General features: G+C 48.4%; 24 protein-coding genes and 2 pseudogenes. 13 read left to right on the plus strand and 13 right to left on the minus strand.

Going from position 1 to position 25,623, the window contains the following annotated elements; all coding sequences use genetic code 11:
- Positions 1 to 271: 271 nt before the first annotated feature.
- Positions 272 to 655: pseudogene (locus tag QUE66_RS01050) on the plus strand (histone); the annotation flags it as partial.
- A gap of 61 nt (positions 656 to 716) precedes the next feature.
- On the opposite strand, the gene QUE66_RS01055 reads toward QUE66_RS01050, so the two are convergent.
- The 7 genes and pseudogenes from QUE66_RS01055 to QUE66_RS01085 form a co-directional block, all read right to left on the minus strand.
- The gene (locus QUE66_RS01055) at positions 717 to 1,673 is read right to left on the minus strand and encodes a carbohydrate kinase family protein (RefSeq protein ID WP_286223897.1); all 957 of its coding nucleotides are present in this window, start codon (positions 1,671 to 1,673) and stop codon (positions 717 to 719) included.
- 8 nt (positions 1,674 to 1,681) lie between these two features.
- A complete protein-coding gene (locus tag QUE66_RS01060; RefSeq protein ID WP_353506823.1) occupies positions 1,682 to 2,272 on the minus strand; it encodes a DUF3426 domain-containing protein in 591 nt (196 codons plus the stop codon).
- 72 nt (positions 2,273 to 2,344) lie between these two features.
- Positions 2,345 to 3,271, minus strand: a pseudogene (gene prmA, locus QUE66_RS01065) (50S ribosomal protein L11 methyltransferase); the annotation flags it as partial.
- 14 nt (positions 3,272 to 3,285) lie between these two features.
- Positions 3,286 to 4,653, minus strand: coding sequence for an acetyl-CoA carboxylase biotin carboxylase subunit (accC, locus tag QUE66_RS01070; RefSeq protein WP_286223898.1), 1,368 nt, complete (start codon positions 4,651 to 4,653; stop codon positions 3,286 to 3,288).
- A gap of 5 nt (positions 4,654 to 4,658) precedes the next feature.
- Positions 4,659 to 5,129, minus strand: coding sequence for an acetyl-CoA carboxylase biotin carboxyl carrier protein (gene accB / locus QUE66_RS01075; RefSeq protein WP_286223899.1), 471 nt, complete (start codon positions 5,127 to 5,129; stop codon positions 4,659 to 4,661).
- A 23-nt stretch (positions 5,130 to 5,152) separates the two neighbouring features.
- The gene (aroQ, locus tag QUE66_RS01080; RefSeq protein ID WP_286223900.1) at positions 5,153 to 5,614 is read right to left on the minus strand and encodes a type II 3-dehydroquinate dehydratase; all 462 of its coding nucleotides are present in this window, start codon (positions 5,612 to 5,614) and stop codon (positions 5,153 to 5,155) included.
- A gap of 181 nt (positions 5,615 to 5,795) precedes the next feature.
- Positions 5,796 to 6,323 (minus strand): TlpA family protein disulfide reductase, encoded by a 528-nt coding sequence (locus QUE66_RS01085; protein WP_286223901.1) that lies wholly within the window; start codon positions 6,321 to 6,323, stop codon positions 5,796 to 5,798.
- A gap of 25 nt (positions 6,324 to 6,348) precedes the next feature.
- Between QUE66_RS01085 and mpl the strand changes: the two genes are divergently transcribed.
- The 6 genes from mpl to mtgA are packed head-to-tail and all read left to right on the plus strand — an operon-like array spanning position 6,349 to position 12,959.
- A complete protein-coding gene (mpl, locus tag QUE66_RS01090) occupies positions 6,349 to 7,758 on the plus strand; it encodes a UDP-N-acetylmuramate:L-alanyl-gamma-D-glutamyl-meso-diaminopimelate ligase (RefSeq protein ID WP_286223902.1) in 1,410 nt (469 codons plus the stop codon).
- Positions 7,759 to 7,772: 14 nt separating this feature from the next.
- A complete protein-coding gene (locus QUE66_RS01095; protein ID WP_286223903.1) occupies positions 7,773 to 8,501 on the plus strand; it encodes a beta-ketoacyl-ACP reductase in 729 nt (242 codons plus the stop codon).
- Positions 8,501 to 10,495, plus strand: a complete 1,995-nt coding sequence (locus tag QUE66_RS01100; RefSeq protein WP_286223904.1) for a ribonuclease catalytic domain-containing protein — start codon at positions 8,501 to 8,503, stop codon at positions 10,493 to 10,495. Before QUE66_RS01095 ends, QUE66_RS01100 begins: the two co-directional genes overlap by 1 nt.
- Positions 10,492 to 11,355 (plus strand): energy transducer TonB family protein, encoded by an 864-nt coding sequence (locus QUE66_RS01105; protein WP_286223905.1) that lies wholly within the window; start codon positions 10,492 to 10,494, stop codon positions 11,353 to 11,355. The genes QUE66_RS01100 and QUE66_RS01105 overlap by 4 nt, the downstream gene beginning before the upstream one ends.
- A complete protein-coding gene (aroE, locus tag QUE66_RS01110; RefSeq protein ID WP_286223906.1) occupies positions 11,352 to 12,248 on the plus strand; it encodes a shikimate dehydrogenase in 897 nt (298 codons plus the stop codon). The genes QUE66_RS01105 and aroE overlap by 4 nt, the downstream gene beginning before the upstream one ends.
- A 3-nt stretch (positions 12,249 to 12,251) precedes the next feature.
- Complete coding sequence (mtgA, locus tag QUE66_RS01115; protein ID WP_286223907.1) at positions 12,252 to 12,959, plus strand: monofunctional biosynthetic peptidoglycan transglycosylase; 708 nt, start codon at positions 12,252 to 12,254, stop codon at positions 12,957 to 12,959.
- Positions 12,960 to 12,976: 17 nt separating this feature from the next.
- Here mtgA and pyrF read toward each other — a convergent pair whose 3' ends face one another.
- Positions 12,977 to 13,834, minus strand: coding sequence for an orotidine-5'-phosphate decarboxylase (gene pyrF / locus QUE66_RS01120; protein ID WP_286223908.1), 858 nt, complete (start codon positions 13,832 to 13,834; stop codon positions 12,977 to 12,979).
- A gap of 40 nt (positions 13,835 to 13,874) precedes the next feature.
- Between pyrF and corA the strand changes: the two genes are divergently transcribed.
- Entirely contained in the window at positions 13,875 to 14,846 is a 972-nt protein-coding gene (gene corA / locus QUE66_RS01125; RefSeq protein ID WP_286223909.1) for a magnesium/cobalt transporter CorA, read from the plus strand.
- On the opposite strand, the gene QUE66_RS01130 is transcribed toward corA, so the two are convergent.
- Genes QUE66_RS01130 through thiL form a run of 3 tightly spaced genes read right to left on the minus strand, consistent with a single transcriptional unit; the run spans position 14,843 to position 16,953 of the window.
- Positions 14,843 to 15,352 carry a CinA family protein gene (locus QUE66_RS01130; RefSeq protein ID WP_286223910.1) on the minus strand — a complete coding sequence of 170 codons (510 nt, stop codon included), beginning with the start codon at positions 15,350 to 15,352 and terminating at the stop codon, positions 14,843 to 14,845. The genes corA and QUE66_RS01130 overlap by 4 nt on opposite strands.
- Positions 15,349 to 15,891, minus strand: a complete 543-nt coding sequence (locus tag QUE66_RS01135) for a phosphatidylglycerophosphatase A family protein (protein WP_286223911.1) — start codon at positions 15,889 to 15,891, stop codon at positions 15,349 to 15,351. The genes QUE66_RS01130 and QUE66_RS01135 overlap by 4 nt, the downstream gene beginning before the upstream one ends.
- A gap of 6 nt (positions 15,892 to 15,897) precedes the next feature.
- A complete protein-coding gene (gene thiL / locus QUE66_RS01140; RefSeq protein ID WP_286223912.1) occupies positions 15,898 to 16,953 on the minus strand; it encodes a thiamine-phosphate kinase in 1,056 nt (351 codons plus the stop codon).
- Between the two features lie 154 nt (positions 16,954 to 17,107).
- Here thiL and QUE66_RS01145 point away from each other — a divergent pair, with 154 nt between their 5' ends.
- Together QUE66_RS01145 and QUE66_RS01150 are read left to right on the plus strand one after the other, a co-directional pair.
- Positions 17,108 to 19,444, plus strand: coding sequence for an NADP-dependent malic enzyme (locus QUE66_RS01145; RefSeq protein ID WP_286223913.1), 2,337 nt, complete (start codon positions 17,108 to 17,110; stop codon positions 19,442 to 19,444).
- 125 nt (positions 19,445 to 19,569) lie between these two features.
- Positions 19,570 to 20,190 carry a barstar family protein gene (locus QUE66_RS01150; protein ID WP_286223914.1) on the plus strand — a complete coding sequence of 207 codons (621 nt, stop codon included), beginning with the start codon at positions 19,570 to 19,572 and terminating at the stop codon, positions 20,188 to 20,190.
- Here QUE66_RS01150 and QUE66_RS01155 read toward each other — a convergent pair.
- Both QUE66_RS01155 and fur read right to left on the minus strand, forming a co-directional pair.
- A complete protein-coding gene (locus QUE66_RS01155; RefSeq protein ID WP_286223915.1) occupies positions 20,187 to 20,939 on the minus strand; it encodes a 16S rRNA (uracil(1498)-N(3))-methyltransferase in 753 nt (250 codons plus the stop codon). The genes QUE66_RS01150 and QUE66_RS01155 overlap by 4 nt on opposite strands.
- Before the next feature lie 26 nt (positions 20,940 to 20,965).
- On the minus strand, positions 20,966 to 21,415 hold the full coding sequence (gene fur, locus QUE66_RS01160) for a ferric iron uptake transcriptional regulator (protein WP_286223916.1): 450 nt from the start codon (positions 21,413 to 21,415) through the stop codon (positions 20,966 to 20,968).
- A gap of 70 nt (positions 21,416 to 21,485) precedes the next feature.
- Here fur and QUE66_RS01165 point away from each other — a divergent pair, with 70 nt between their 5' ends.
- The 3 genes from QUE66_RS01165 to leuS are packed head-to-tail and all read left to right on the plus strand — an operon-like array spanning position 21,486 to position 25,594.
- Positions 21,486 to 22,082, plus strand: a complete 597-nt coding sequence (locus tag QUE66_RS01165; RefSeq protein ID WP_286223917.1) for an outer membrane protein assembly factor BamE — start codon at positions 21,486 to 21,488, stop codon at positions 22,080 to 22,082.
- A 20-nt stretch (positions 22,083 to 22,102) separates the two neighbouring features.
- The gene (gene dapB / locus QUE66_RS01170; protein ID WP_286224693.1) at positions 22,103 to 22,900 is read left to right on the plus strand and encodes a 4-hydroxy-tetrahydrodipicolinate reductase; all 798 of its coding nucleotides are present in this window, start codon (positions 22,103 to 22,105) and stop codon (positions 22,898 to 22,900) included.
- 27 nt (positions 22,901 to 22,927) lie between these two features.
- Positions 22,928 to 25,594, plus strand: a complete 2,667-nt coding sequence (gene leuS, locus QUE66_RS01175) for a leucine--tRNA ligase (RefSeq protein ID WP_286223918.1) — start codon at positions 22,928 to 22,930, stop codon at positions 25,592 to 25,594.
- Positions 25,595 to 25,623 lie beyond the last annotated feature (29 nt).

Raw genomic sequence — 25,623 nt, forward strand, 5'->3', positions numbered from 1 at the left:
AAACTGGCAAAAATGCGAAAACCCTTGAAACAGGGTGACCGGACTTTCTTCCCAATTTTTTCTACCCTCTTTGAAAAGCTGCTTCCCGCAAGGGCTGCAGCTTTTTTTCCAGGATTCATTAGCGTGCAGCACCATGCAGTAAGCCGCGCGCCGATGAATAGCTCGCTCGTTTCCCATGGTGCACCGCAAGGCGTAACGTGGAGTCATGGTCGGGTTTTCTTAATCAGTAGTTTGTTCTAATCCTCACACGTGAAGGAGAATCACTATGGCAATCGCCAAAAAGAAGTCTGCTGCAAAGAAACCAGCTGCTAAGAAAAAAGTAGCTGCTAAGAAACCAGCTGCTAAGAAAGCTGCTGCGAAGAAGCGCCCAGCTGCTAAGAAAGCTGCTGCGAAGAAGCCAGCTGCCAAAAAAGCAGCGAAGAAGCCTGCCGCTAAAAAAGCTGCCAAGAAAAAAGTAGCTAAAAAGCGTCCTGCTGCTAAAAAGAAAAAAGCTGCCAAGAAAAAGCCTGCTAAAAAAGCAGCCAAGAAAAGGCCTGCTGCCAAGAAAGGTGCTTCTGTAAAAAAGCCCGCGGCTAAGCCCGCCGTTGCTGCTCCAGCGCAAACTGCGCTGAATCCGGCTGCGGCTTGGCCATTTCCTACAGGCAGCCGTCCCTAAGCCTAGGCTTAGTGGATAGTTGAAGTAGTCTGGATGGGGTCCTTCGGGACCCCATTTTTATTTAGAGAGCGATAGCAGTACCAAAAGCTGCTTTGAAGCGATCGCTAATTTCCCTGCGAGTGGGTTGATGGTTTTGAGGCCCTTGATGCGCAATTTTGATCGATCCCATCAGGCTGGCTAAGCGTCCGGTTGTCTCCCAATCCAAACCTTTTTCAAGGCCATACAGCAGACCTCCCCGGAATGCATCACCACAACCGGTTGGATCCGCAATCTTCTCAGCGGGAACTGCGGGGATATCAATGACTTTGCCTTGTGCATGAATCTGCGCTCCTTGAGCTCCTTTCGTCACGATTAAGGCGTCGAGGCGACTTGCCAGCTCGTTTAGCGATAAGCCGGTACGCTGGCACAGCATTTCACCCTCATAGTCGTTTACAGCCACATAGGCGGCTAAATCGACGAGCTCAAGCAGTTCTTGGCCGTTAAACATTGGCAACCCTTGGCCTGGATCAAAAATAAATGGAATCTTCGCCTGCGCAAATTGATGGCAATGCTCCCACATGCCAATTCGGCCGTCGGGGGCAACGATACCGATGTGTTGATCCTTTTGATCTAGACTGGCTACACAGTCATCGACACGATTTAAGTGGGAGTCATTCATGGCTCCAGGATGAAAGGCGGTGATCTGGTTATTGGCAAGATCGGTAGTAATCATCGCTTGAGCCGTAAAGGCTTGATCGAGTTTTTTAATGAACTGGCGGCTCATCCCAATTCTCTCGAGATGGGTGAGGTAGGGATCTGCATCTGCCCCCACGGTCGCCATGATCATTGGTTTGCCGCCAAGCAGTTGGAGGTTATAGCCAATATTGCCAGCGCATCCGCCAAATTCTCGGCGCATGCTAGGAACTAAGAAGGCGACGTTCAGAATATGGATTTGTTCTGGAAGAATTTGATCCTGGAAGCGACCCTCAAAGGTCATGATGGTGTCATACGCAATGGAACCACAAATAATACTTGCCATAAAGTTCTCTATAGGGACGGGGGTTGAGTGGAGGATGGATATGCTACACGTAAGCGATAACCCGCAGCATTCGCTGGAAGCTGCAAGGGTAGCGATAGGTTAAATAGTTCTTTAGGTGGCGCTCCCGTTAGTAAAAAGCTGGGATGGGCGCTTTGCCAGGTTTTGGGGAGCCACTCTTCAGGGCTCATCAGAATACGAGCAATAGTTTTTTCATCGGCGTCGCTAAGCGTTAGCTCCAAATGGGGGATTGCAACCGGGACCAATAAACGATTTTGTAGCTCGATTTGCAAAATGGATTGAATCTCAATGCCGCGTTTACTGTCATCCATTCCAAGATTGCCAAGTAGAAAGCGCCAGGCCGTGAAATCAATTACAGCCCTCTGGTCACAGGGCAAGACTTCGCAAATTCCCCGATCAACAGTTTGTAGCAATTCAAAGCTACGTAAGGCAATTAGGTTGGGGTTTTTATCTAGGTTGGGTGCAAAAAAATGCAAAATTGGCACACGCCAAAGGCTCATTGCGACTAGGAAGCCGATCATCATTAATATGCCAACAGTGATCAAAAGTTTGCGTAGATGAAACCCCCCATGTTTTGTCATGGGAGCGCTAACAATTGAGCGATTGGGCTTTGAGACATCCTCAATCGAACGCAGATTCGGAACCTGATCTTGCTTAGAGACCGGCTTTTGGCCATGTAGGCAAACCCAGCCCTCCGTGGACCTCCAGATCGACAGCGGAATATGGAGCTGATAGCAATCGATGACCTCTTGCGCTTGGCGCTCTAGGATGCCCGAAAGGATTAATTGCCCACCATCCTTTACGCGTGCGATGAGAGCAGGCGCTAAAACTTGTAAGGGGTTGGCTAAAATATTGGCAATCACGACATCAAAAGGGCGGGACCCAATCGTGGCATCAATATCGTCGGGTAACTGAAACTCAATAGAGGTTTCGTTTTGTTGCGCATTCGTACGCGCCGATTCAATGGCCTGTGGGTCAATATCGGTTCCAAATACGGTCTGAAAGCCCAGTTTTTTGGCAGCGATGGCCAAGATGCCAGAGCCACAGCCATAATCCAGCACACTTTGACTTTTGCAAACAGGGTTCTTGCTGTATTGCTCAAGCCATTCAAGGCATAGTCGAGTGGTGGGGTGACTGCCGGTACCGAATGCAAGGCCAGGGTCAACTGCCAGGCAGATTGCGTCTGGTTCAGACGGTTTTTGATGCCACGAAGGGACAATCCAAATACGTTTACCAATATGAATCGGGTCGAATTGATTTTGTGTCATCGACACCCAATCTTGGTCAGCCACAAGCGATTCAATAGGTGTTTGAACCGCAAATCCAGCCTCTAAAAGAATGCCGGCTAATTCTTCCTTACTGGTTTCGAAGCTTTGATCAAAGAGTGCTTTAACAACGGATAAATCCCAAGCTTGCACTTCGGGCGATAGTCCTGGCTCGCCATACAGGGGATTTTCGTCATAGCCGCCCGCTGTAGCATCCTCGACCGAAACCGAGAGCGCCCCAAGTTCCATGAGCGCATCGCCCAAGGGTTCAGCAATTTCAGCAACGACCGTAAATTGGAACTCGCGGTACGACATTGGCTTAAGAAAGCCTATTTTTCACCACGAGTCGCAGATTGCTCCTCAAGGCGTTGTTCAAGGTAATGAATGCTCGTGCCGCCCTCTACAAATTTTGAGTCGAGCATCAGCTCGCGATGCAGGGGCACGTTAGTGAGAATGCCATCGATCACCATTTCGGAGAGGGCAATCCGCATGCGACGAATTGCTTGCTCACGTGTAGCCCCATAGGCAATTAACTTACCGATCATCGAATCATAGTTCGGGGGCACCAGATACCCGCTATAGGCATGCGAGTCAACGCGAATACCCGGGCCGCCAGGCATATGCCATGACTGAATTCGACCTGGGCTGGGAGTGAACTTAAAGGGATCCTCCGCATTTAAGCGACATTCAATCGCATGGCCCTTAAAGACGATATCGCGTTGCCGAAAGCCTAGTTTTTGACCGGCTGCAATCTTGATTTGCTCTTGAACAATATCAATCCCAGTGATCATTTCGGTTACCGGGTGCTCCACTTGCACGCGGGTGTTCATCTCAATGAAAAAGAACTCACCCTTTTCATAGAGAAATTCAAAGGTGCCAGCACCGCGATAGCCTATCTTTTTACAGGCATCAGCACAGCGTTCTCCAATCTTGGCAATTAGTTTGCGATCGATTCCTGGAGCCGGTGCCTCTTCAATCACTTTTTGGTGGCGACGCTGCATCGAGCAGTCTCGCTCACCCAGCCAAACCGCATTCCCATGGGTATCTGCTAAGACTTGAATTTCCACGTGCCTTGGGCGCTCTAAAAACTTCTCCATATAGACTTCGGGATTGCCAAAGGCGCGTCCTGCTTCCTCACGGGTCATGTTCACGGCACTAATCAGGGCTGCTTCGGTGTGAACCACACGCATACCGCGCCCTCCGCCACCACCTGCAGCTTTGATGATGACCGGGTAGCCTACACGCTTGGCGGTCGCCAGAATTTCTTTTGGATTGTCAGTAGGTAATGCGCCGGCTGATCCGGGAACGCAGGGAACCCCTGCCTTAATCATGGCATTTTTGGCCGAGACTTTGTCGCCCATCAAGCGGATCGACTCCGGTCTCGGACCGATAAACGCAAATCCAGACTTTTCGACCCGCTCAGCAAAATCCGCATTCTCTGAGAGAAATCCATAGCCTGGATGAATGGCTTCGGCATCGGTGACTTCAGCCGCAGAAATAATTGCTGGCATATTCAGATAGCTTTGGGTCGAGGGTGCCGGTCCAATGCAAACCGCCTCATCAGCAAGCTTTACGTATTTCGCATCTTTATCTGCCGTGGAATACACCACGACCGTTTTAATGCCCAATTCTCGGCAGGCTCGTTGAATTCGCAGCGCAATTTCGCCACGATTGGCGATCAGTATTTTGTCAAACATGGCGATTAGGCGATGACGAATAGCGGTTGGTCAAATTCAACGCCTTGACCGTTCTCGCACAGGATTTGTTTGATTACCCCTGCTTTCTCCGATTCAATTTCATTGAGAAGCTTCATGGCTTCAATAATGCATAAGGTTTGACCAACAGTTACGGTATCGCCCACATTCACGAAAGCAGGTGCCTCAGGATTGGGGGAGCGATAAAAGGTTCCTACCATCGGGGACTTCTGTACGAACCCCTCTGGCGCGGCACTTGCTTGTGGGGTAGCAACAACCGAGGCAGTTGGAACTTCGGGTTGGATCGGCGCTGGTATGACCATGGTACTCATGGGCGTCGATGCGGGAGCATTTGCAACGGAACCAGAATGGCGAGCATTCACAATCTTGACTTTGTCTTCACCTTCGCTCACCTCTAGTTCGGAGATTCCAGATTCAGAGACTAAGTCGATTAGGGTTTTGAGTTTTCGTAAGTCCATGCCAAACCTCGTTGTAATGATTTTTAATGAGAAGCCAGTTTGTTCTGAATTGCTGTGAACGCCAGTTCATAACCTTGGGCACCTAGACCGCAAATCACGCCCATCGCTAGGTCTGAAAAATAAGAATGTTTGCGAAATTCTTCACGCTGGTGAATATTCGAGAGGTGCACTTCAATAAAAGGGATCGCTACACCAGCTAAGGCATCGCGCAGGGCAACGCTGGTGTGAGTAAATCCACCTGGATTAATGATGATGAAACCAATACCATCCTTTTTGGCCTTCTGAACTCGATCAATTAGCTCGCCCTCATGATTGCTTTGAAAGCTTTCCAGCGAAATTCCGGCATTTTTAGCAAGCTCGGCCATGCGCTTCGTAATGTCTTCAAGGGTTGTTTTGCCATAAACCTCAGGCTCTCTAGTGCCGAGAAGGTTTAAATTGGGACCATTTAGAAGCAAAACAGAAGAATTTGAATGGTTAGTAGGCATAGATCGCTACAGTTATTGAAAAATATCGATTAATTTGGCGATAAATCTAGAAAATTAACGTAAGAAGCAGTATACCCCCAAGAGCTTGGAATACCTAGAAATTGACCGTTTTTTTAAGAATTGAACGAAAAATGGCCGTCTAAGCCATTTTCAATATTGGTCTAAAAGTAGCTAATTTTAATTAAATTGCGTCTTTAATGAGCTTTCTAAGCTCATCTTCGCTGATCTTGCCTAATTTTCTACCTGTGATATCCCCTTTGGCATTGATCACTACCGTGAAGGGTAGGGCTCCCGATGGGTTTCCTAGCATTTTGTTGATGTCGTTGCCACCAAGTCCACCTAAAACAATGGGATAAGAAATAATGGTAGTTTCAATAAATTGACGAATATTCGAGGGTGAATCGATACCGATACCGACAATTAGCATCTTTTTAGGATTATATTCCCCTTGAACTTTGTCTAAGGCGGGCATTTCTTCAACGCATGGCGGGCACCAGGAGGCCCAAAAATTGATGACCAAAACCTTATTTCTCCAATCTTGGGTTGAAATGGGCTTTTGGTCTGGAGAGAACCATTCGCGTTCAAAAAGAGCTTTGACTGCCTCTTGGGAGGCAGATTGGAGGGCAGTTCTGCGATTGGCAATAAAAGCACCTGCTACTGCGGCAACAATTGCGACCACACTTCCAATTAGAAAATGACGACGGTTCATGACTCTCCTTAGCTAAAATCCACGCATGCATATTCATATCTTGGGCATTTGTGGCACCTTCATGGGTGGAATCGCGGCAATTGCCAGGCAGGCCGGTCATGAGGTAACCGGATGTGATGCAAATGTTTATCCACCAATGAGTACCCAGCTCGAAGCCCAAGGTATTCAATTAATCGAAGGATACTCCCCCGATCAACTACGTGAATTTAAATCGAAACCCGATTTATTTCTGATTGGGAACGTGGTCTCTAGGGGAAACCCCCTGCTCGAGGAGATTTTGAATCAGGGCTTGCCATATACCTCGGCCCCTCAGTGGCTTGGCGAGCAAGTTTTATCAGGTAGGCATGTCTTGGCTGTTGCTGGAACGCATGGCAAAACTACAACGACGGCCATGCTCACCTGGATTTTGGAGCGTAATCACCGTAAACCCGGATATTTAATTGGTGGTGTGCCATTGAACTTTTCAGTATCAGCGCGCTTAGGTGATGGGAACTATTTTGTGATCGAGGCGGATGAGTACGACACCGCTTTTTTTGATAAGCGCAGTAAGTTTGTGCACTATCGGCCCCGAACTGCGATTCTCAATAACCTCGAGTTTGATCATGCGGATATCTTTAGCGATTTGGCTGCGATTGAAACCCAATTTCATCATTTAGTCCGAACCATTCCGCAAACCGGTTTGGTGCTTGCCAATGGTTCACAACAGTCATTGGATCGCGTACTCGAACGTGGTGTGTGGTCTCCCGTCGAACGGTTTGGTTACGGTGACTGCGATTGGGCGTTAGAAGATATTGAGAATGCGGCTGGTAAACGCGGCGCTGATTTTGCAGTCTTTTATCAGGGCAAGAAATGCACAGAGGTTCATTGGGCTGAAGGCTCTGGAGTGATGGGCGTTCATAATCAACTCAATGCACTAGCAGCGATTGCGGCTGCCCATCATATCGGCATCACCCCAGAAGAATCTGCTTTTGCTTTGGCAGAGTTCAAAAATGTCAAACGACGCCTAGAGCTCATTGGTGAGCAACATCAGATTCGTGTATACGATGATTTTGCCCATCATCCAACGGCAATTGCTACCACTATTGATGGATTACGTAAACAAGTGGGTGAGGCACGAATTCTGGCGGTGCTTGAGCCGCGCTCCAACACCATGAAGCTTGGAGTTATGAAGTCTCAGCTTCCGGATAGCTTGAGAGAAGCCGATTTGATATTTGCCTATGGAGCAATTAGTGGCAAAGATGCCCTAGGTTGGGATTTGCAAGAATCGATCGCGCCATTGGGGTCTAAGGCGAAAAGCTTTCATGATCTTGGGCACTTAGTTGAAGCGGTATGTGGTGAAGCTAAACCCCATGATCATATTTTGGTGATGAGCAATGGTGGCTTTGGCGGTGTTCATCAAAAAATTCTGGCTCGCTTAGAGCGCCTGAATCCCTAATTAGAGGAATTGGTATGCGTTTACGAAACAAAGTGGCACTCATTACTGGAGCAGCCAAAGGAATTGGTTTTGCAACTGCTAAACGGTTTGCCGAGGAGGGAGCCAAGGTCATGTTGGCCGATCTAAATGAAGCTGCGGTAATGGACGCCGTCGGCCAACTCAAGCATGCGGAGCCCTATGTGTTGGATGTCACCGATCGAGCCAGTATTCAGCGTGCGGTTGACGACATCATCGCCAAACATCATCGCATTGATATATTGATTAACAACGCAGGAATTACTCAAGATGCCCGCTTGGTGAAAATGACCGAAGTGCAATTTGATGCGGTGATCGATGTTAATCTCAAAGGCGTTTTTAATTGCACCCAATTGGTGGTTCCCCATATGCTAGAAGCAAAAAAGGGCGCGATCGTCAATGCCTCGAGTGTGGTCGGTATCTACGGTAATTTTGGTCAAACCAATTACTCTGCAACTAAATTTGGCGTGATTGGATTTACCAAAACCTGGGCCCGTGAGTTCGGGCAAAAAGGGATTCGGGTGAATGCTGTGTGTCCTGGATTTATTGCAACCGAGATGGTCAAGGCGATGCCCGAGAACATTTTGCAAAGTATTGAGCAGCGTTCGTGGATGGCGCGCTTAGGCACTCCCGAGGAAATGGCGAATGTGTATCTATTTCTAGCGAGCGATGAAGCCAGTTATGTCAATGGTGTAACCATCGAGGCTAGTGGCGGGATTTCGCTTTAATGCATTTGCTATATGAAGAAGGCGGTGAGCTGCGAATCGCGACCGTCTTGTCATCCTCAGGGTCTGGAGAGACTCAGTCATGGCAGGCAAGCGCTTTATCAGGCAAGCATCTCAAGCTAAAGGCTAAAGAGGTATGGCTGCAATTTGATCTTGCGAATCCTCAAGAAGTTCTTGAAGAAGCGCATGGTATTGCTGCAACAATTGATTTACAACTTCTATGGGATTGCGCGCCCGACCAAGAATTTTTTTTCCAGACAATTGCCAAAGAGTATTTTGGGGACACCATAAGTACGCCCCAATTAATCGGTTTAGCGATTGCATTGCAAGGAGCCCCTGTTTACTTTCGACGCAAGGGGCGAGGCGTCTTTATGCGGGCACCACTCGAGCAACTGCAGGCGGGATTAGCGGCAATTGAGCGCAGGCAAAGAGAGCTTCTACAACAACAAGCATGGCAGGAAGAGCTGATTGAAGGAAGGCTACCAGATGCTTTACATTCGCAGGTGAATAGCTTGCTGTTCCGTCCAGATAAAAATAGCTTGGCATACAAAGCTTTTCATGGGGCTTGTGAACAGACAGGAGAACATCCGGCGCGTTTGCTGATGCGCTGTGGTGCTTTGGATTCCCCGCAGTCTTACCATCATGGCCAATTTGTGCAAGCGCATTTTCCGAAAGGGACAGGCTTCGCAAGCGATTTTCAATTTACACCAGAAGAATTTGAAAAGGCCATTACCGGCTTGCCGACTGCCCAAGTGAAAGCATTTTCAATTGATGATGCAAGCACAACAGAAATCGATGATGCCTTGTCATTAACGCCTATCGGTAATGGTCTATATCGATTGGGTATTCATATTGCAGCACCTGGTTTGCTGATTCAAAAGGGCGATCGTTTTGATCAAGTTGCGCGTCAACGAATGTCAACGGTTTATTTCCCGGGTGACAAAATTACCATGTTGCCAAAGCAGTTTGTTCAGTATTTCTCTTTAGATGCAGGCTCAGCCCATCCTGCCATTTCTTTATATCTTGAGATAGATGCCTCTGGCCAACGAACCCAGACGCCTGTGCAAAGTGCTCTCGAGTTAGTGCCGATTGAAACTAATCTTCGCTTAGACGATTGGGAACCACTAGTTGACGAAGCCTTCTTGGCCCAAGAGAACTCATCGTTGCCGCATCACGAAGCGCTGACTCGATTGTGGGCTTTGGCTCAAAATGAGCATCAAAAACGTCAAGAGCAGCGTGTCAAAGACGGCTTGCGAGCGGAGGTCTTGGGTCAAGCTGATCCAAATGCTTTAATCCGGGATTTCAATTTCAAGATCACTTCGTCAAGCAATGAAATCGTGATTGAGCCTCGTGTTCGAGGTTCGATTTTGGATACCATCGTGGCCGAATGCATGATCTTATGTAATCAGATTTGGGGACAAGCGCTAGCTGAGCATGGTTTACCGGCGCTATTCCGCACCCAGAAAGGTTGGGGTCCTCAGCGTACACGGATGCAAACCACCCCTGGCCCTCATGAGGGCTTGGGTGTTGATTGTTATGCGTGGTGTACCTCGCCATTACGTCGGTATGCAGATCTTGTAAATCAATGGCAATTGATTGCCATGATTCGAAATGGCGTAACAGCGAAGATGACAGCTCCCTTTCCTCCAAAAGACTCGGAGATCATGGGAATTGCCGCTGATTTCGATACGGTATATCTTCAGTACGGGGAATATCAGTCACGCATGGAGCGCTATTGGTGCTTGCGTTGGTTGGCGCAGGCTGGATTGCCCCATTCAATCTACGCACGTCATCTGAAAGAGGGTATGTCGCGGCTTGAGCCTATTCCACTGCATTTACCCATCCCTGAATTGGCGAGTCATCCTCGTCTCACCCGCGCTAAGATCGAAGTTATGGATATAGATCTTTTAGACCTATCTGCTAAGGCCCGTGTGCTTGAGCTGGAAACTAGCCCGAGTGAAGTCAGTGCTGAGGTAGAAGGGGATTTACCAGAATGAGACTGACTCTGCATTCATTTGAGGTGAGTCGGTCTATTAAGCCGCTATGGATCGCATTAGCCATATCTCTGCTGGTTCACCTTGCCCTATTGAGTCAGCGCTGGTTCAATCCGCCAGAAACTGAGAGGCGTTTCAATACACCATTGAGTATTGTGCTCGTGAATGCATCTAGCCCCGCGCCTCCTCAAAAAGCACAGAAATTAGCGCAGGCTAATTTAGATGGTGGGGGCCTAACTATTCGGGAGGATGCGAGTGCCTTGCACCGCGCCCACTTGGGTGCCGATGCTAAGTTAGAGGCACTTGAGAAGCGCCAAAAGCAATTGTTATCCAAATTAGATACCGATAAAAAACAGGCCAGTGGAATGCGATCGGGCGAAGAATCTAAACAGCTCTCTCAGACCAATGCGTTGGAAGCCGAGCTTGCTAGACGACTTAGCCCTGAGGGTCGTCTTCCACGTCGCGCGGTCCTTAGTGCAAGCAGTACCAAAACGGTTGCGTTTGCCTATTACTATGATGGTATGCGTCAAAAGATTGAAGCCTATGGCAATACTTTTTTTCCTCGCGTCCAGGGTCGGCCGTTGTATGGTAGCTTGGTGTTAACTGTTAGTGTTGATGCAGAGGGTCGAATTACTAATAACGTCAAAGGGCGTGATGGTATTGAAGTAAGTCACTCATCCGGTATTCCAGAGCTTGATCGTCAAGCAGTGGCGATTGTGCGCGCCGCCGCTCCGTTCGGAGTGTTTCCAAGTGAGATGCGTCAGCAGATCGATGTTTTGGATTGGGTTTCAACGTTTGAGTTCACACGCGATTTGAAAGATCAATCTGGTAATCGACTGGAATTAAGGGGTGCCAAACCATGAGTCACTATCCCTTTTTGACTGAGCTGAAGCCAAATCGTTTTGTTAGCAAAAATATTTATGCGGTATTTGGTAATCCGATTGGGCATAGCAAGTCCCCCTTAATTCATGAGCGGTTTGCGATACAAACCCAGCAAGAAATGGATTATTTAAGGATTCAGCCGTCAGTGGATGGATTTGCAGCAATGCTCACCCAATTTTTTGTCCTTGGTGGTAAGGGTGCGAGCGTCACCATTCCGTTTAAATTGGATGCCTATCAGTTATGCAAACAATTGACTACCCGTGCTCGCTTAGCAGGTGCCGTAAATACAGTCTGGCAAAAAGACGGAGTACTCTGGGGCGATAACACCGATGGTGCTGGGTTAGTGGCTGATCTGCTTTCTCAAGGGGTTGCCATTTGTGAAGCAGATGTCCTGATTGTGGGGGCCGGTGGTGCAAGTCGCGGGATCATTGAGCCACTGCTAAACCAAAAGCCCAAACGGATTTGGATTGCCAATCGCACAGCTCAAAAAGCTCACGAGCTCGTGTCGATATTTCAGTCTTTAGCAACAGAGCTTGACGTGGAGTTAATGGCAAGCAGCATCGCTCAATTGGAGGATCAAACGACCCCTGCATTCTCACTTGTGATTAATTCGAGCTCAGCTGGACTCGAGGACCAAAGTCCTTTAAGCACATTAGCGGCAGATCACGTGTTTTGCCCTGGTTGCTTTGCGTATGATTTGGTATACGGCAAAACCACGGTATTTATGGAGCAAGCCTTGCAGCGCGGCTGTCGGATCAGTGACGGCTTGGGAATGTTGGTAGAGCAAGCTGCCGTTGCCTTTAGTCAGTGGCATCAAGTGGACATCAAATGTTTAGATACTCGGGCTGTTATTGCACAGCTTCGGTACGCTTAAATCATGTCATGGGTCATATATTTCCTCAAATGCATGGCTTGGGGACTGATCGGTTTGCAGTTTTACTTTGTGATCCAAATTGGTCTATGGGCATTCATGAATCCAAGCAGTACAGCATTTCAGAGGGCGGAACGTTGGCGTCTTTGTCACTGGAATCTGAGCTGCCCAATCCAGCATCGTTGGGTTTCGTACGAGCAGATCAGCAATGATTTAAAGCGGGCGATTCTGGTAAGTGAAGACGATATCTTTTTTAAACACAGCGGGGTTCGTGTTGAGGATATGCAAAAAGCCTGGGAGCGAAACCAAAAAGGCGGCAGCAAGGTGGTGCGCGGCGGCTCCACAATCACACAGCAATTGGCCAAGAATTTATTTCTTTCCTCTGAAAAAAACTACCTACGTAAAGTACAGGAGCTAGTCATTACCGGACTTTTAGAGTTGATGCTTTCCAAACAGCGGATGTTTGAGATTTATATGAATTCCGTTGAATGGGGTGAGGGGATTTTTGGGATTGGTGCAGCGACTTCTCACTACTATGTGACTAATCCAAAAAATATTAGTCGCGAACAGGCAGTCGCATTAGCATCTGCTTTACCAGCGCCAAAGTGCTTCGATAAGAGTAAATATTGCAAACGCGGCAGTATTGATTTTGGGGCGCGTCAGCAATTTATTTTAGAGAATATGGATCGTGTAGCTTTGCCTAAAAACCGCTAGTAATACCAAGCATCTTTTTATTTGGCCTGCGCAGATCGAATCGCATCACGGGTTGCTATTGCTACTTTTCTGGCAGCTTCTGCAAAGTCCTTTCCGTTGCTCGCATACAAAATGGCGCGCGATGAGTTAATCATCATTCCCGTTCCGGGTTTATTCGCTACTTGCCCCGCAGCAACCGTCGCTTCAATATCCCCGCCTTGCGCCCCGATTCCAGGGATGAGTAAGGGCATGGCGCCGACGATGGCTCGAACTCGGGCGATTTCTTGGGGAAAGGTGGCTCCCACCACAAGTGCAATTTGACCCGCTTGATCCCACTCTTTGGCAAGGTGTGCAACGCGTTCAAACACTGCTTGGTTGCTGTTGATGGGAAGGTTTTGTATATCGGACCCGCCTGGATTGGAGGTACGGCACAAGATGATGACCCCTTTGCCCGAGTGCTGAAGATAGGGTTCGATCGAGTCTTTACCCATGTATGGATTGACCGTCACGGCATCGGCCCCATAACGCTCAAACGCTTCTAATGCGTAATGTTCGGCGGTACTCCCAATATCACCCCGTTTGGCATCCAAAATAATGGGGATCTGTGGGTAGGATCTTTTGAGGTGGGCGATCAGGTCTTCCAGTTGGTCCTCTGCTCGTTGGGAGGCAAAGTACGCAAACTGTGGTTTAAATGCACACACCAGGTCAGCACATGAATCCGCAATTTCTTTACAAAAATTGAGGATGGCTTTGGGGCCTTTGCCTATGCTGGGCGGGAAGCGCTGGGGATCGGGGTCTAGACCTAGGCAGAGCATGCTGCCCTGGGATGCCCAGGCAGCCTCGATCTGATCCCGAAAGGACCCCGGATTTTTTGCCAAATGTAATGAACGATTCATAGTGCATAGGATAAACTAGCGCATTCGTCGGGAGTTCACCATGATCAACTTGTTCGTCCTACAAAACGGCCGTCTATCGCAAGAGCAAGTCGAAGATCGCAATGAACTGCTCCAACACCACAATCCAATTTGGATTGATGTGATTGACCCTGAAGAGGAAGAGCTGCTTTGGATTAAAGAGGCTTTTGCCGTTCAACTCCCTGAGTTGGACGATCTTGGGGACCTGGAGGCGTCTGCACGCTATTTTGAGGCAGACGATGGGCATCTGCATATTCGCACCGACTTTTTGCTTGACGAAGAAGATACATCACGCAACGTGAGGGTGGCGTTCGTCCTGACCAATCAGGTCTTGTTCTCGATCCACGATGAAGATTTACCAGTGTTCCGTTTGGTACGCTTGCGGGCGCGTTTGCGTCCCGGTTCGGTCAGTAATGCTAAGGATGTGCTCCTTGACTTGTACTCAACCGATGCCGAGTACTCGGCAGATGCGCTTGAAGAGGTCTATGAAAATCTTGAGCGCGCGGGTAAACGTGTTTTGTCGGAAACGATCACCGACGCCGACGCAGCAGAAGTTCTTGAGACGATTGCCACTGAAGAAGATACTAACGGCCGAATTCGTCGCAATGTCATGGATACGCGGCGCGCACTGTCATTTCTGATGCGAAGCAAATTATTGTCCGACGAACAGCAAGAAGAAGCGCGTCAAATTTTGCGAGACATTGATTCTCTAGAGAATCACACAGCATTCTTATTTGACAAGATTAACTTCTTGATGGATGCGACGGTTGGCTTTATTAGTCTGAACCAAAGCAAAATCATTAAGATCTTCTCGGTGGTCTCGGTCGCCTTAATGCCCCCAACCTTATTGGCAAGCATTTGGGGTATGAACTTTGAGTACATGCCTGAACTCAAAGAGACTTGGGGCTACCCACTGGCAATCATTACCATGATCATCTCGGCAATGATTCCTTTGGGCTACTTCCGCCACAAAGGCTGGTTGAAGTCAAATTAGCGGGACTCGCTTGCAATGAGTTGCCCAAGGAGTGACTCGATCGCGTAAACGCAAGCCTGCTCCCGAATGCTCTGACGATCACCGCTAAATTGTTTCGTTTGTGCGCGGGTTTGGATTTGATCAGCCACTTGCATTCCCCAAGCAAAGCAAACCATCCCAACGGGTTTATTCGCACTTCCTCCGCCTGGCCCTGCAATTCCAGTAATAGCAACACTAACTTGGGCTAGGCTATGGTTGAGAGCGCCTTTGGCCATAGCCTTTGCAACCTCTTCACTCACGGCCCCATATTGTTCGATCAACTCCTTTGATGCGCCAATACTCTCTTCTTTCGCTTGATTGCTGTAGGTGATAAAGCCCCGCTCAAACCAGTCGCTGGATCCAGCAAGGCTCGTGAGGTGTGCAGCCAATAAACCTCCAGTGCATGACTCGGCTGAGGCAATCTTGAGACCTTTAGCTAACAAAGTTTGAGCTAATTGTTGAACCAGTGGGGTGATGGATGAGTTCATATTAGCCAGTGTATTCCAAGCATCACGATCAAAATAGTAAAGAAAGCGGCAATGAGATCGTCAATCATGATTCCAAAACCATGTTTGATGATCTGCGATGGGTTGATACGTTCTTGATGGACCCAGTTTTTCTTAAAGTATTGATCGATGCGATTGATGGGCCAAGGTTTGGCGGCATCAAAAACTCGAAAGATTAAAAATGCGATTGCTTGTACCCATACATTATTGGATCCAATCAACAATAGGATCCAAACAAAGGAGATGATTTCATCCCAAACAATCGAGCCATCATCGGGACGGCCTAGATCGTGACCACATTGCCCGCAAGCCCATAGTCCGTAGAGCGTTCCAATGCTAAGCAGAACAAACATGGACGTTGTTGAAAGAACTGCGTTTAGGATCAAAAACAAAGCCCAGGCAAGCAGGGTGCCAGCCGTGCCTGGAGCAATTGGAGCAAGGCCGCTCCCAAAGCCAATACCAAATACCCGATGCACGGATCCCAGCATCCAATTTAATGATGGGTGGCGAGTTGCTTTCATCAATCTCTAATCTCGAAAGTGATCAAAGGATTTCAGCAGCGCTTGGGATTTCTCGGGGCTTAGTGGCATGCCCACACTATCCTCGAGTATCATCAAACTTTCATTCTGGACTTCGGTAATTTGGCCGATACAAGTCAGAGGGAGTCCGAGCTCTCTTGAGAGACTCGCAATCTTGTCATGTTGATCTGGGTTTGCAGTAAAGCAAAGCTCATAGTCATCGCCACCAGAGGCTGCGCATTGATACTGAATTGCCTGATCTTGCCGACGCAACACCGGTGAGCAAGGCAAGGCGTCCACGTTAATTTTGGCGCTCACATGGGATGATTCCAAAATGTGTCGCAAATCGCCTAATAATCCATCTGACACATCTAAGGCTGCCGTTGCGATTTCACGCAGAGCAATTCCGAGTGCCACTCGGGGCAGCGGCGAATGAAGGCGTTGATTGATCTGATTGAGTTCTTCGGCGCCTAGATCCAAAGACCATTCTTTACGAATGCATCCGAGTGCTAGACGAGCATCGCCCAGTGCACCAGAGACCCAAATGGAGTCGCCCACCTGAGCGCCCGATCGTTTAATCGCTTGTCCATTTGGAACCACACCAAAAGCTGTGATGCTAATCGTTAATGGCCCTTGACAGGTATCGCCGCCAATTAGGTGGCAATCAAATAGATCGGCTAAGTCAAAAAGACCATTCGCAAATCCATGCAGCCATGCTTGCTTTTGTTTCGGTAAGGCGAGCGCCAGAGTAAATCCGGTCGGCTTAGCACCCATTGCGGCAAGATCCGATAAGTTCACTGCTAGGGATTTTTTCCCGACGAGGTAAGGGTCGGTATCCGCAAAGAAGTGCCGATCAGCTACCAACATATCGGTTGTGATGACCACTTCCTCGTTTGAATGACAGGCAATCAATGCCCCATCATCACCAATGCCAAGAAGCGGAGCATGTTGCGGTTTAGCCCTCATCATTTGCAAAGCGCGCGTCTTGAAAATATCGCGAATTAACTCAAATTCCCCGAGTTGGTGGGTATCAGATGGCGGGTTTTGAAGGAATTGCTTCGTCATCCTTATATTGTAGGCGGGCTTTAAAGCCCCATTCTTACAAGACCTGCCATTCAAGAGGGCATTCAAAGGGACAGTCTTCAGAGGAATAGAATAGAGCTTTTAGCATTCCTGTTTAAGGCTCCAAGCCCTTTTATTTCATTACCCGTGGAACCCTATGAGTCAATCTGGCAATAAACCTAATCAAAATAAAGAAGAGCAAATTAAGGCTTTGCGTGAGGCTGCCCTTAAGTACCACGAGTTTCCGGTCCCCGGCAAAATATCAATTGCCCCCACCAAGCAATTAACCAATCAACGTGACCTTTCTTTGGCTTACACGCCAGGTGTAGCAGCGGCTTGTGAAGAAATCAAACGAGACCCTGCCACTGCATTTCGCTATACCGCTCGTGGTAATTTAGTTGGGGTGGTCACCAACGGTACGGCTGTGTTAGGTTTGGGTGATATTGGCGCACTCGCCAGTAAGCCGGTGATGGAAGGCAAGGCAGTACTTTTTAAAAAGTTTGCTGGGATTGATGTGTTTGATATCGAGGTCAACGAAAGCGATCCCGATAAATTAGTTGAAGTAATTGCTGCCCTGGAGCCGACCTTTGGCGGAATTAACCTCGAGGATATTAAGGCCCCGGATTGCTTCTTGGTCGAGCGCAAACTCCGTGAGCGCATGAAGATTCCAGTCTTTCATGATGATCAACATGGCACAGCCATTGTGGTGGCAGCAGCGATTCTCAATGGTCTAAAAGTTGTTGGTAAAGATATTACGAAGGTTAAGTTAGTGACATCCGGTGCCGGCGCGGCCGCGCTGGCCTGTTTGGAGTTATTGGTTCATCTTGGCTTACCTAAGAGCAATATCTGGGTAACCGATATTGTCGGTGTGGTTTATGAGGGCCGCACTGAGCTCATGGATCCGCAGAAAACACCATTTGCGCAAAAGACCGACAAGCGCACCTTAGGCGATGTGATTGAAGGGGCTGATGTATTTTTGGGCTTATCGGCTGGTGGAGTTTTAAAGTCCGAGATGGTTGCCATAATGGCAGATAAGCCACTTGTGTTTGCCTTAGCAAATCCAACCCCTGAGATCTTGCCGGAGGAGGTCAAGCTGGTTCGTCCCGATGCCGTAATGGCAACTGGGCGAACGGATTACCCCAATCAAGTGAACAACGTCCTGTGCTTCCCATTCATCTTTCGCGGGGCTTTGGATGTTGGGGCAACCACCATTACCACTGAGATGGAAATCGCGGCAGTGAAGGCAATTGCTGAATTAGCTCAAGCAGAACAAAGTGATGTGGTGGCGGCGGTTTACAGTAGCGAGAACTTGGCTTTTGGCCCCGATTATTTAATTCCGAAACCGTTTGATCCGCGCCTAATTACGGTAATTGCACCAGCCGTTGCGAAGGCCGCCATGGACTGCGGAGTTGCAAGTCGACCCATCAAAGATTTTGCTCTTTACAAAGATCAATTGCAGCAGTTTGTGTATCACTCGGGCACAGTCATGAAACCCTTGTTTGGGATTGCGAAGAAGATTCCGATGGAGCAAAAACGGATTGTCTTTTGTGAGGGTGAGGATGAACGTGTGATGCGTGCCGTGCAAATCATGCTCGACGAAAGTTTGGTGAACCCCATCCTCATTGGGCGTCCATCGGTGATTGAGCATCGCATCGAGAAATACGGCCTGCGCATGAAATCAGGCGTAGATATCGAGATCGTCAATCCGGAAAGTGATGTGCGCTATCGTGATTTTTGGCAAACTTATTTGCAACTCACTGAGCGTAAGGGGGTGACCGAGTCCTTCGCGAAGCTCGAGATGCGCCGCCGCAATACTTTAATTGGCTCTATTCTCCTCAAAAAAGGGCAGGCCGATGGCATGATTTGCGGCACGATCAGCAACACTGCCATGCACTTGAAATACATTGATGAGGTCATTGGTCATGAACCGGGTGCAACAGTGTATGGAGCAATGTCGGGGCTGATACTGCCGAATCGCCAAGTCTTCTTGGTAGATACCCATGTCAATATTGATCCAAGCGCTGCTGAGTTAGCTGAAATCACACTCTTAGCTGCGAGCGAGATGCGCAAGTTGGGTATGACCCCGAAAGTTGCCTTACTTTCGCATTCGAACTTTGGTTCCAGTGATGCGCCATCGGCTGCAAAAATGCGTGAGGTATTGGCGATTTTGCAAAAAGCTGCTCCTGAGCTTGAGGTGGATGGTGAAATGCACGGTGATTGTGCGCTGGACCCGGAAATTCGGGCTGGTGCGATTACAAACTCAAGCTTGCGTGGAGAGGCCAATTTATTGGTCTTGCCCAATATTGATGCCGCCAATATTTCCTATAACTTATTGAAAACTGCCGCTGGTAATGGTGTTGCAATCGGACCACTTTTGCTCGGGGTTGCAAAACCGATTCATATTTTGACTCCGGCGGCCACGGTGCGTCGGATTGTCAATGTGAGCACACTTGCGGTTGTAGAGGCTGCTACCCAATCCAAGGGCTTATTTTAAAAGGGAAATATACTTAGTAAGTAGTCGCTCACTTTTAAATTATTGATAAAAATCAATAACTTATCAAATTAGTTCTTGGATTAGGCTTGATTTAGGGGCGGGATAAGGGTAATCTACTATCCATCATGAATATTCTTCCTGAAAACATTACTTCAGCAAGCGTCGAAGATCACAGCCGCGCAGAAAATTGGGACAGAAATGGTCAAGCCGATCGCGAGATCTCGGCGGCGAGCATTTATGCACAAGGTGGTCTGTCGCGTCTCCAGACCTATGCTGCCAATCAAGACCTAGGAAAAAAAGTGACAGCTTCTTGGCGTGCTGCTTTGGCTATGAGGGATGCCGGTCCCCCAGCAATGTTGCGCAGTGTGCGCCCCAATATCGTGCAATCGATTCGTGCATTCAGGACTAGTGATCTAGCTGAGGCTGCCACTGAACTTGGACAGCACTTTGTGTATGCGAGCTGCACCAATGCCAATACCAAGGGTGAGGTGCTCGAAGCAATTGCGAATGCCTATATGTTTACCAAGCAGCAGGCTAAAAACTTTGATCCCCTGTTAGATGCTCTGACAACCTTGGTTGACAAAGCTGGTCCTCAGCCAGGTTTTGTGGTGGTCCTCGAGGGTTTGCCTTGCACTCAAAAGTTTGACAAAGAAGCCAGGGAGACTCTCCTAGATGTGTTCCGCGATGCCGTTGAGTTTTGGTCAGAGCGCCGCGTCCCATATCGAGTCTTTTACTCGTTCGCTTAACTCGTCTTTAAGCTCCAAATACTCTCTACGGCTGAGATCGTAACGATCCCAGCCGTTTCTGTTCGTAGAATGCGTGGACCAAGTGATAAGGCGGTAAAACCAGCCTGTTTGGCATATTCCTCTTCCTCAGGGCAAAACCCTCCCTCTGGACCAATCGCAAGTGCAATGCTTTGGGGTGGATGCCGATTTAGAAATTGATGCAGCGAATCGGTGGTCGTTGTGCTCAAAAGGATTTTTAACCCAGCCACACTTTGTTTGAATGCATCCCGAGGATGTTGGATTGCGTTAACTTCTGGAATGACGCTGCGATCGCATTGCTCACACGCCGCTTGCGCGATTGCCTGCCAATGAAGCAGACGTTTTTCTAGTCGCTTTGAGTCATGTTTGAGTTTGACCACCGAGCGTTCACACTCAATGGGGGTGATGCTTGTCGCCCCCGTTTCAACAGCTTTCTCGATGACCCAATCCATTTTGTCACCGCTGGCAAGTCCCTGAATTAGGTCTATGCGATAAGGGAGCTCGCGCTGGCGATCTTCTTGGATTTGTTCAATTTCAATCTGGGAATAGGTTTCGTTCGTTCTGGAGACTCTTCCTACCGCGGTATGGCCTTTACCATCAAACACAGTGAATACATCATCTGCTCCGATACGACGAACGCGCAAGTGATGGGCTAAATCATTATCAACTGGTAGAAGTTGTTTTGGTAGATTAGATTGGGCCCAATCACCCGCTAGGTAGAACTGTGGCATACAAGCTCAGTGAGTAATTGGATCAATTACTTTTTCTTATTGCGACAGTTCTTTTTCTGGCAATGACCGTACATCGCCAGAGAATGCTCTTGGAGCTTAAACCCGAGGGATTTGGCAATTTCGTTTTGGCGTTTTTCAATGGCCGAATCCACAAACTCCTCGACATGACCACAGTCAAGGCACACAAGATGGTCGTGATGATTTCCTTCATTAAGCTCATAAATGGCTCGGCTATCCCCCTTACTCGACTCAAAATGGCTTCTTAGCAGGATTCCGGCTTGCTCAAATTGGGTTAAAACGCGATAGACCGTGGCTAAGCCGATATCGGAGTTATCCTTAACAAGTGCCATGTAGACCTCTTCGGCACTAAAGTGCGAATCCGCGTTTTCCTGAAAAAACTCAAGGACTTTCATCCGTGGCGCCGTGACTTTTAGACCGATTTCACGGAGGTCGGCGGGGGTGGCGTTTTGGCTCATACGATTTGGCTCGATTGGCAGGTTTGGGCGCTAAAATCAGATACTTAATGATACGTTGAACTGTTGACCCATGCAGATTAGCATTTTTACTTGCCGCAAGCCAAATCGAGCTTTTGCATCACGGATGTTGATCGTGTTGTGCGCCTGTCTTGGTTTGGGTGCGTGTACCTCGGCGGTTGACAATACTCAGCGAGCTTGGATGAATACTATTTTCCAGCCATATGTCCCTGATGTGGTTCAAGGCAACTTTATTTCCAGTGAGCAATATGCTCAATTAAAAGCAGGCATGAGTCGCGAGCAGGTGCGCCAAATTATGGGCACACCATTACTAGCAAGCTATTTTCATGCCAATCGCTGGGACTATGTATTTGAATTTAAGCGCGAGGGTCAGACCATCGGTAAGGAGAGACGCGTCACATTATTTTTTGAAGGCGATAAGCTCGTGAAGTTTGATGGCGATGCCTTACCTACTGAAGTAGAGCTTGTGGCCGAGATTGACAACTATGCGCGGGAGAAGCGCAGTTTTTGGGAAGTGCTAACGGGTAAAAATAAACCACCCAAGCCAGTAAAGAGGCCACCCCCTGAAGTGATGGTGATTAGCCAGCCTAATAATTTGCCGGTCCCAACACCGCAGCCTGATGTGGTGATCACCCCTGTTAAAAATTAATTAGAGAGCTAGCGATGCCAATGAAATTTGCAGTTGCGGGCGCAACCGGAAAAATGGGCAAAATGCTCATCGACACGATTTTGAGATCATCCAATGCGCAATTAACCGGTGCTCTTGAGCATCCTAGTTGCCCCTTATTAGGAACGGATGCGGGAGCATTTTTGGGTCAACAAACCAATGTCTTGATTACGTCTGATTTAGCCAAAGGATTAGCGGGTGCCGAGTATTTAATTGATTTCACAAGGCCTGAAGGAACTCTGTTGCATCTTGAAGCTGCAAAGCGGGCAGGTGTCAAAATGATTATTGGCACCACGGGTTTTACTGCTGAGCAACTGCAACAGCTTCGCGGTGCAACCGACACTATTGCTATCGTATTTGCGCCTAATATGAGCGTGGGTGTAAATGCCACCCTCAAAATTTTGCAAGTCGCCGCCCAGTTGCTTAACCAGGGGTATGACATCGAAATTGTGGAAGCGCATCATCGGCACAAAGTGGATGCACCTTCAGGAACGGCTATCAAAATGGGTGAGGTGATTGCCAAGGCCCAAGGTCATTCCCTAGCTGATCTGGCGGTGTATGCCCGTGAGGGTCACACTGGTGAGCGTAAGCCAGGCACCATTGGTTTTGCAACGATACGGGGTGGTGATATCGTGGGTGATCACACCGTGATCTTTGCCGGTGAGGGTGAGCGCATCGAAATTAGCCATCGCTCCACAAGCCGTCAATCGTATGCCGAGGGCGCCTTACGAGCCGCTGCTTTTTTGCAAAACCAACCTAAGGGCTGGTTTGATATGCAAGACGTCTTAGGCCTCAAATAATTTAATCCCTAACAACAAGAACAATTAATGGATAAACATCAGGCTAAAGATTACGATTTTCGGAGTATTGAAGCGCGTGCACATCATGAGTGGCAAGCTCAGGATGTCTATCGTGTTAGTGAAGATGCAAAGACATCCACTGGTCAATTAAAGCCGAAGTTCTATGCCTGTTCGATGCTGCCTTATCCCTCCGGTAAGTTGCATATGGGTCATGTGCGCAACTACACCATCAATGATGTGATGGCGCGCCAACTGCGGATGCAAGGCTACAACGTCTTAATGCCGATGGGTTGGGATGCATTTGGGATGCCAGCCGAGAATGCCGCACTTCAGAATAATGTGCCACCCGCACAATGGACCTATCAAAATATTGATTACATGCGTGGTCAGATGGCAGCGATGGGTCTCGCAATTGATTGGTCGCGGGAGATTGCAACGTGCAAGCCTGATTACTACCGTTGGAACCAATGGCTATTTTTGAAGATGCTTGAAAAAGGCATTGCCTATCGCAAAACCCAAACCGTCAACTGGGATCCAGTAGATCAAACCGTTTTAGCGAATGAGCAAGTGATCGATGGCCGTGGTTGGCGCTCGGGCGCCTTGGTTGAAAAGCGAGAGATCCCTGGGTACTACCTCAATATTACTGCGTATGCTGAAGAATTATTAACGGGACTCGATGATCTAGCATGGCCTGAGCGCGTCAAGATCATGCAACAAAACTGGATTGGTAAAAGCCATGGAGTACGCTTTGCATTTACTCATCAAGTTCAGGATGATGCCGGCCGTTTCATTAACGATGGCAAGATGTATGTGTTCACCACACGCGCGGATACCATCATGGGCGTCACGTTTTGTGCTGTTGCTGCCGAGCATCCCTTGGCTGCCAAGGCGGCACAAACCAATCCAGCATTAGCGCAATTCATTGAACGTTGCAAAACCGGGAGTGTGATTGAAGCCGATTTGGCGACCCAAGAAAAAGAGGGCATGCCAACCGGTTTATATGTGACCCACCCCTTAACCAATGAGCCAATTCCGCTGTGGGTTGGTAATTACGTACTGATGTCGTATGGCGATGGTGCAGTGATGGGAGTTCCCGCCCATGATGAGCGTGACTTTGCCTTTGCTAATAAATACCATTTGCCTATTAAGCAGGTGATTGCTGTTAAAGGGGTAACCGATCTTTTTAATACCTCGCACTGGCAAGAGTGGTATGCACAAAAAGAGAACACCGAGTGTATTTACAGTGGGCCCTATGACGGCTTATCGCACCCAGATGCTGTGCAAGCCGTTGCCAAGGATCTGAAAGAGAGAGGTCTTGGTGAGCTAAAAACGACCTATCGCTTGCGCGATTGGGGTATCTCTCGACAGCGCTATTGGGGGACTCCAATCCCTATGATTCACTGCACTGATTGTGGCGAAGTGCCGGTTCCTGAGTCGGATTTACCTGTGGTCTTGCCCGAAGACTGCGTGCCAGATGGTTCTGGTAATCCTCTCAATAAACGTCAAGATTTTTTAAAAGTCGATTGTCCGAAGTGCGGTAAGCCTGCACGGCGTGAGACCGACACCATGGATACCTTTGTAGATTCTTCATGGTATTTCATGCGGTATACCGGTCCCGATGCAAAAAGTATGGTGGACTCTCGTAATGACTATTGGATGCCAATGGATCAATACATTGGCGGAATTGAGCATGCGATCTTGCATCTACTGTACGCTCGGTTTTGGACCAAGGTAATGCGCGATTTAGGTTTGGTGCGTTTTGATGAGCCTTTTCTAAATCTCCTCACGCAGGGGATGGTTCTTAACGAAACCTTCTATAAAGAAGATTCGAGTGGCAAAAAGCAATGGGTTAATCCTGCTGATGTCGAGCTTGATCTTGATGAGAAGGGACGACCCATTGCAGCTAAGCTCATCAAGGATGGCTCACCAGTCAATATCGGTGGTGTCGAGAAGATGGCAAAAAGCAAAAATAATGGCGTTGATCCGCAAGCCCTGATTGATCAGTATGGCGCTGATACGGCACGGCTATTTACGATGTTTGCCGCTCCACCTGAGCAGCAACTTGAATGGTCCGGTGCAGGCGTGGAGGGTGCTTCTCGGTTCCTGCGTCGTTTATGGAGCTATGCGAGTTCGCAAGCGGAATCTTTACAAGCAGTACATTCGTCCCTTCCAAGCGATCTCAATGCTAACGAAAAAGAGCTGCGCTTTGAAGTGCATACGATTTTGAAGCAGGCTAATTTTGACTATCAACGTCGCCAGTACAACACCGTGGTCTCGGCTGCCATGAAGATGTTGAATGTATTGGAGCCTTTTAAGTTAAATCAGGATGTAAATTCGATTCGTCCTGAAGTGCTTTCGGAATCACTCGGAATTTTGCTACGCATTTTGTATCCCGTTGTTCCACACTGCACCTATGCGTTGTGGGAAGACCTTGGATTTGCCAAGCACTTTGGCTCTTTATTGGATGCACCTTGGCCGCATGTGGATGAGTCTGCTTTGATTCGGTCGGAGATTGAGTTGGTGTTGCAAATTAATGGCAAACACCGAGGCCAAATTAAGGTGCCAGCTGATGCTTCAAAGGACGCGATTGAGGCCATTAGCTTGCAGTCAGAGCCTGTTTTGCGACTCTTAAACGGTGCGGCGCCCAAGAAGATCATTGTGGTTCCCGGTCGCTTGGTGAATGTGGTTGCATAAGCAGATGAGCGTACCTCATAATTTCAATC

Origin of the sequence: Polynucleobacter sp. HIN6 (genome assembly GCF_030297575.1) — a bacterium.
Taxonomy (GTDB): domain Bacteria; phylum Pseudomonadota; class Gammaproteobacteria; order Burkholderiales; family Burkholderiaceae; genus Polynucleobacter.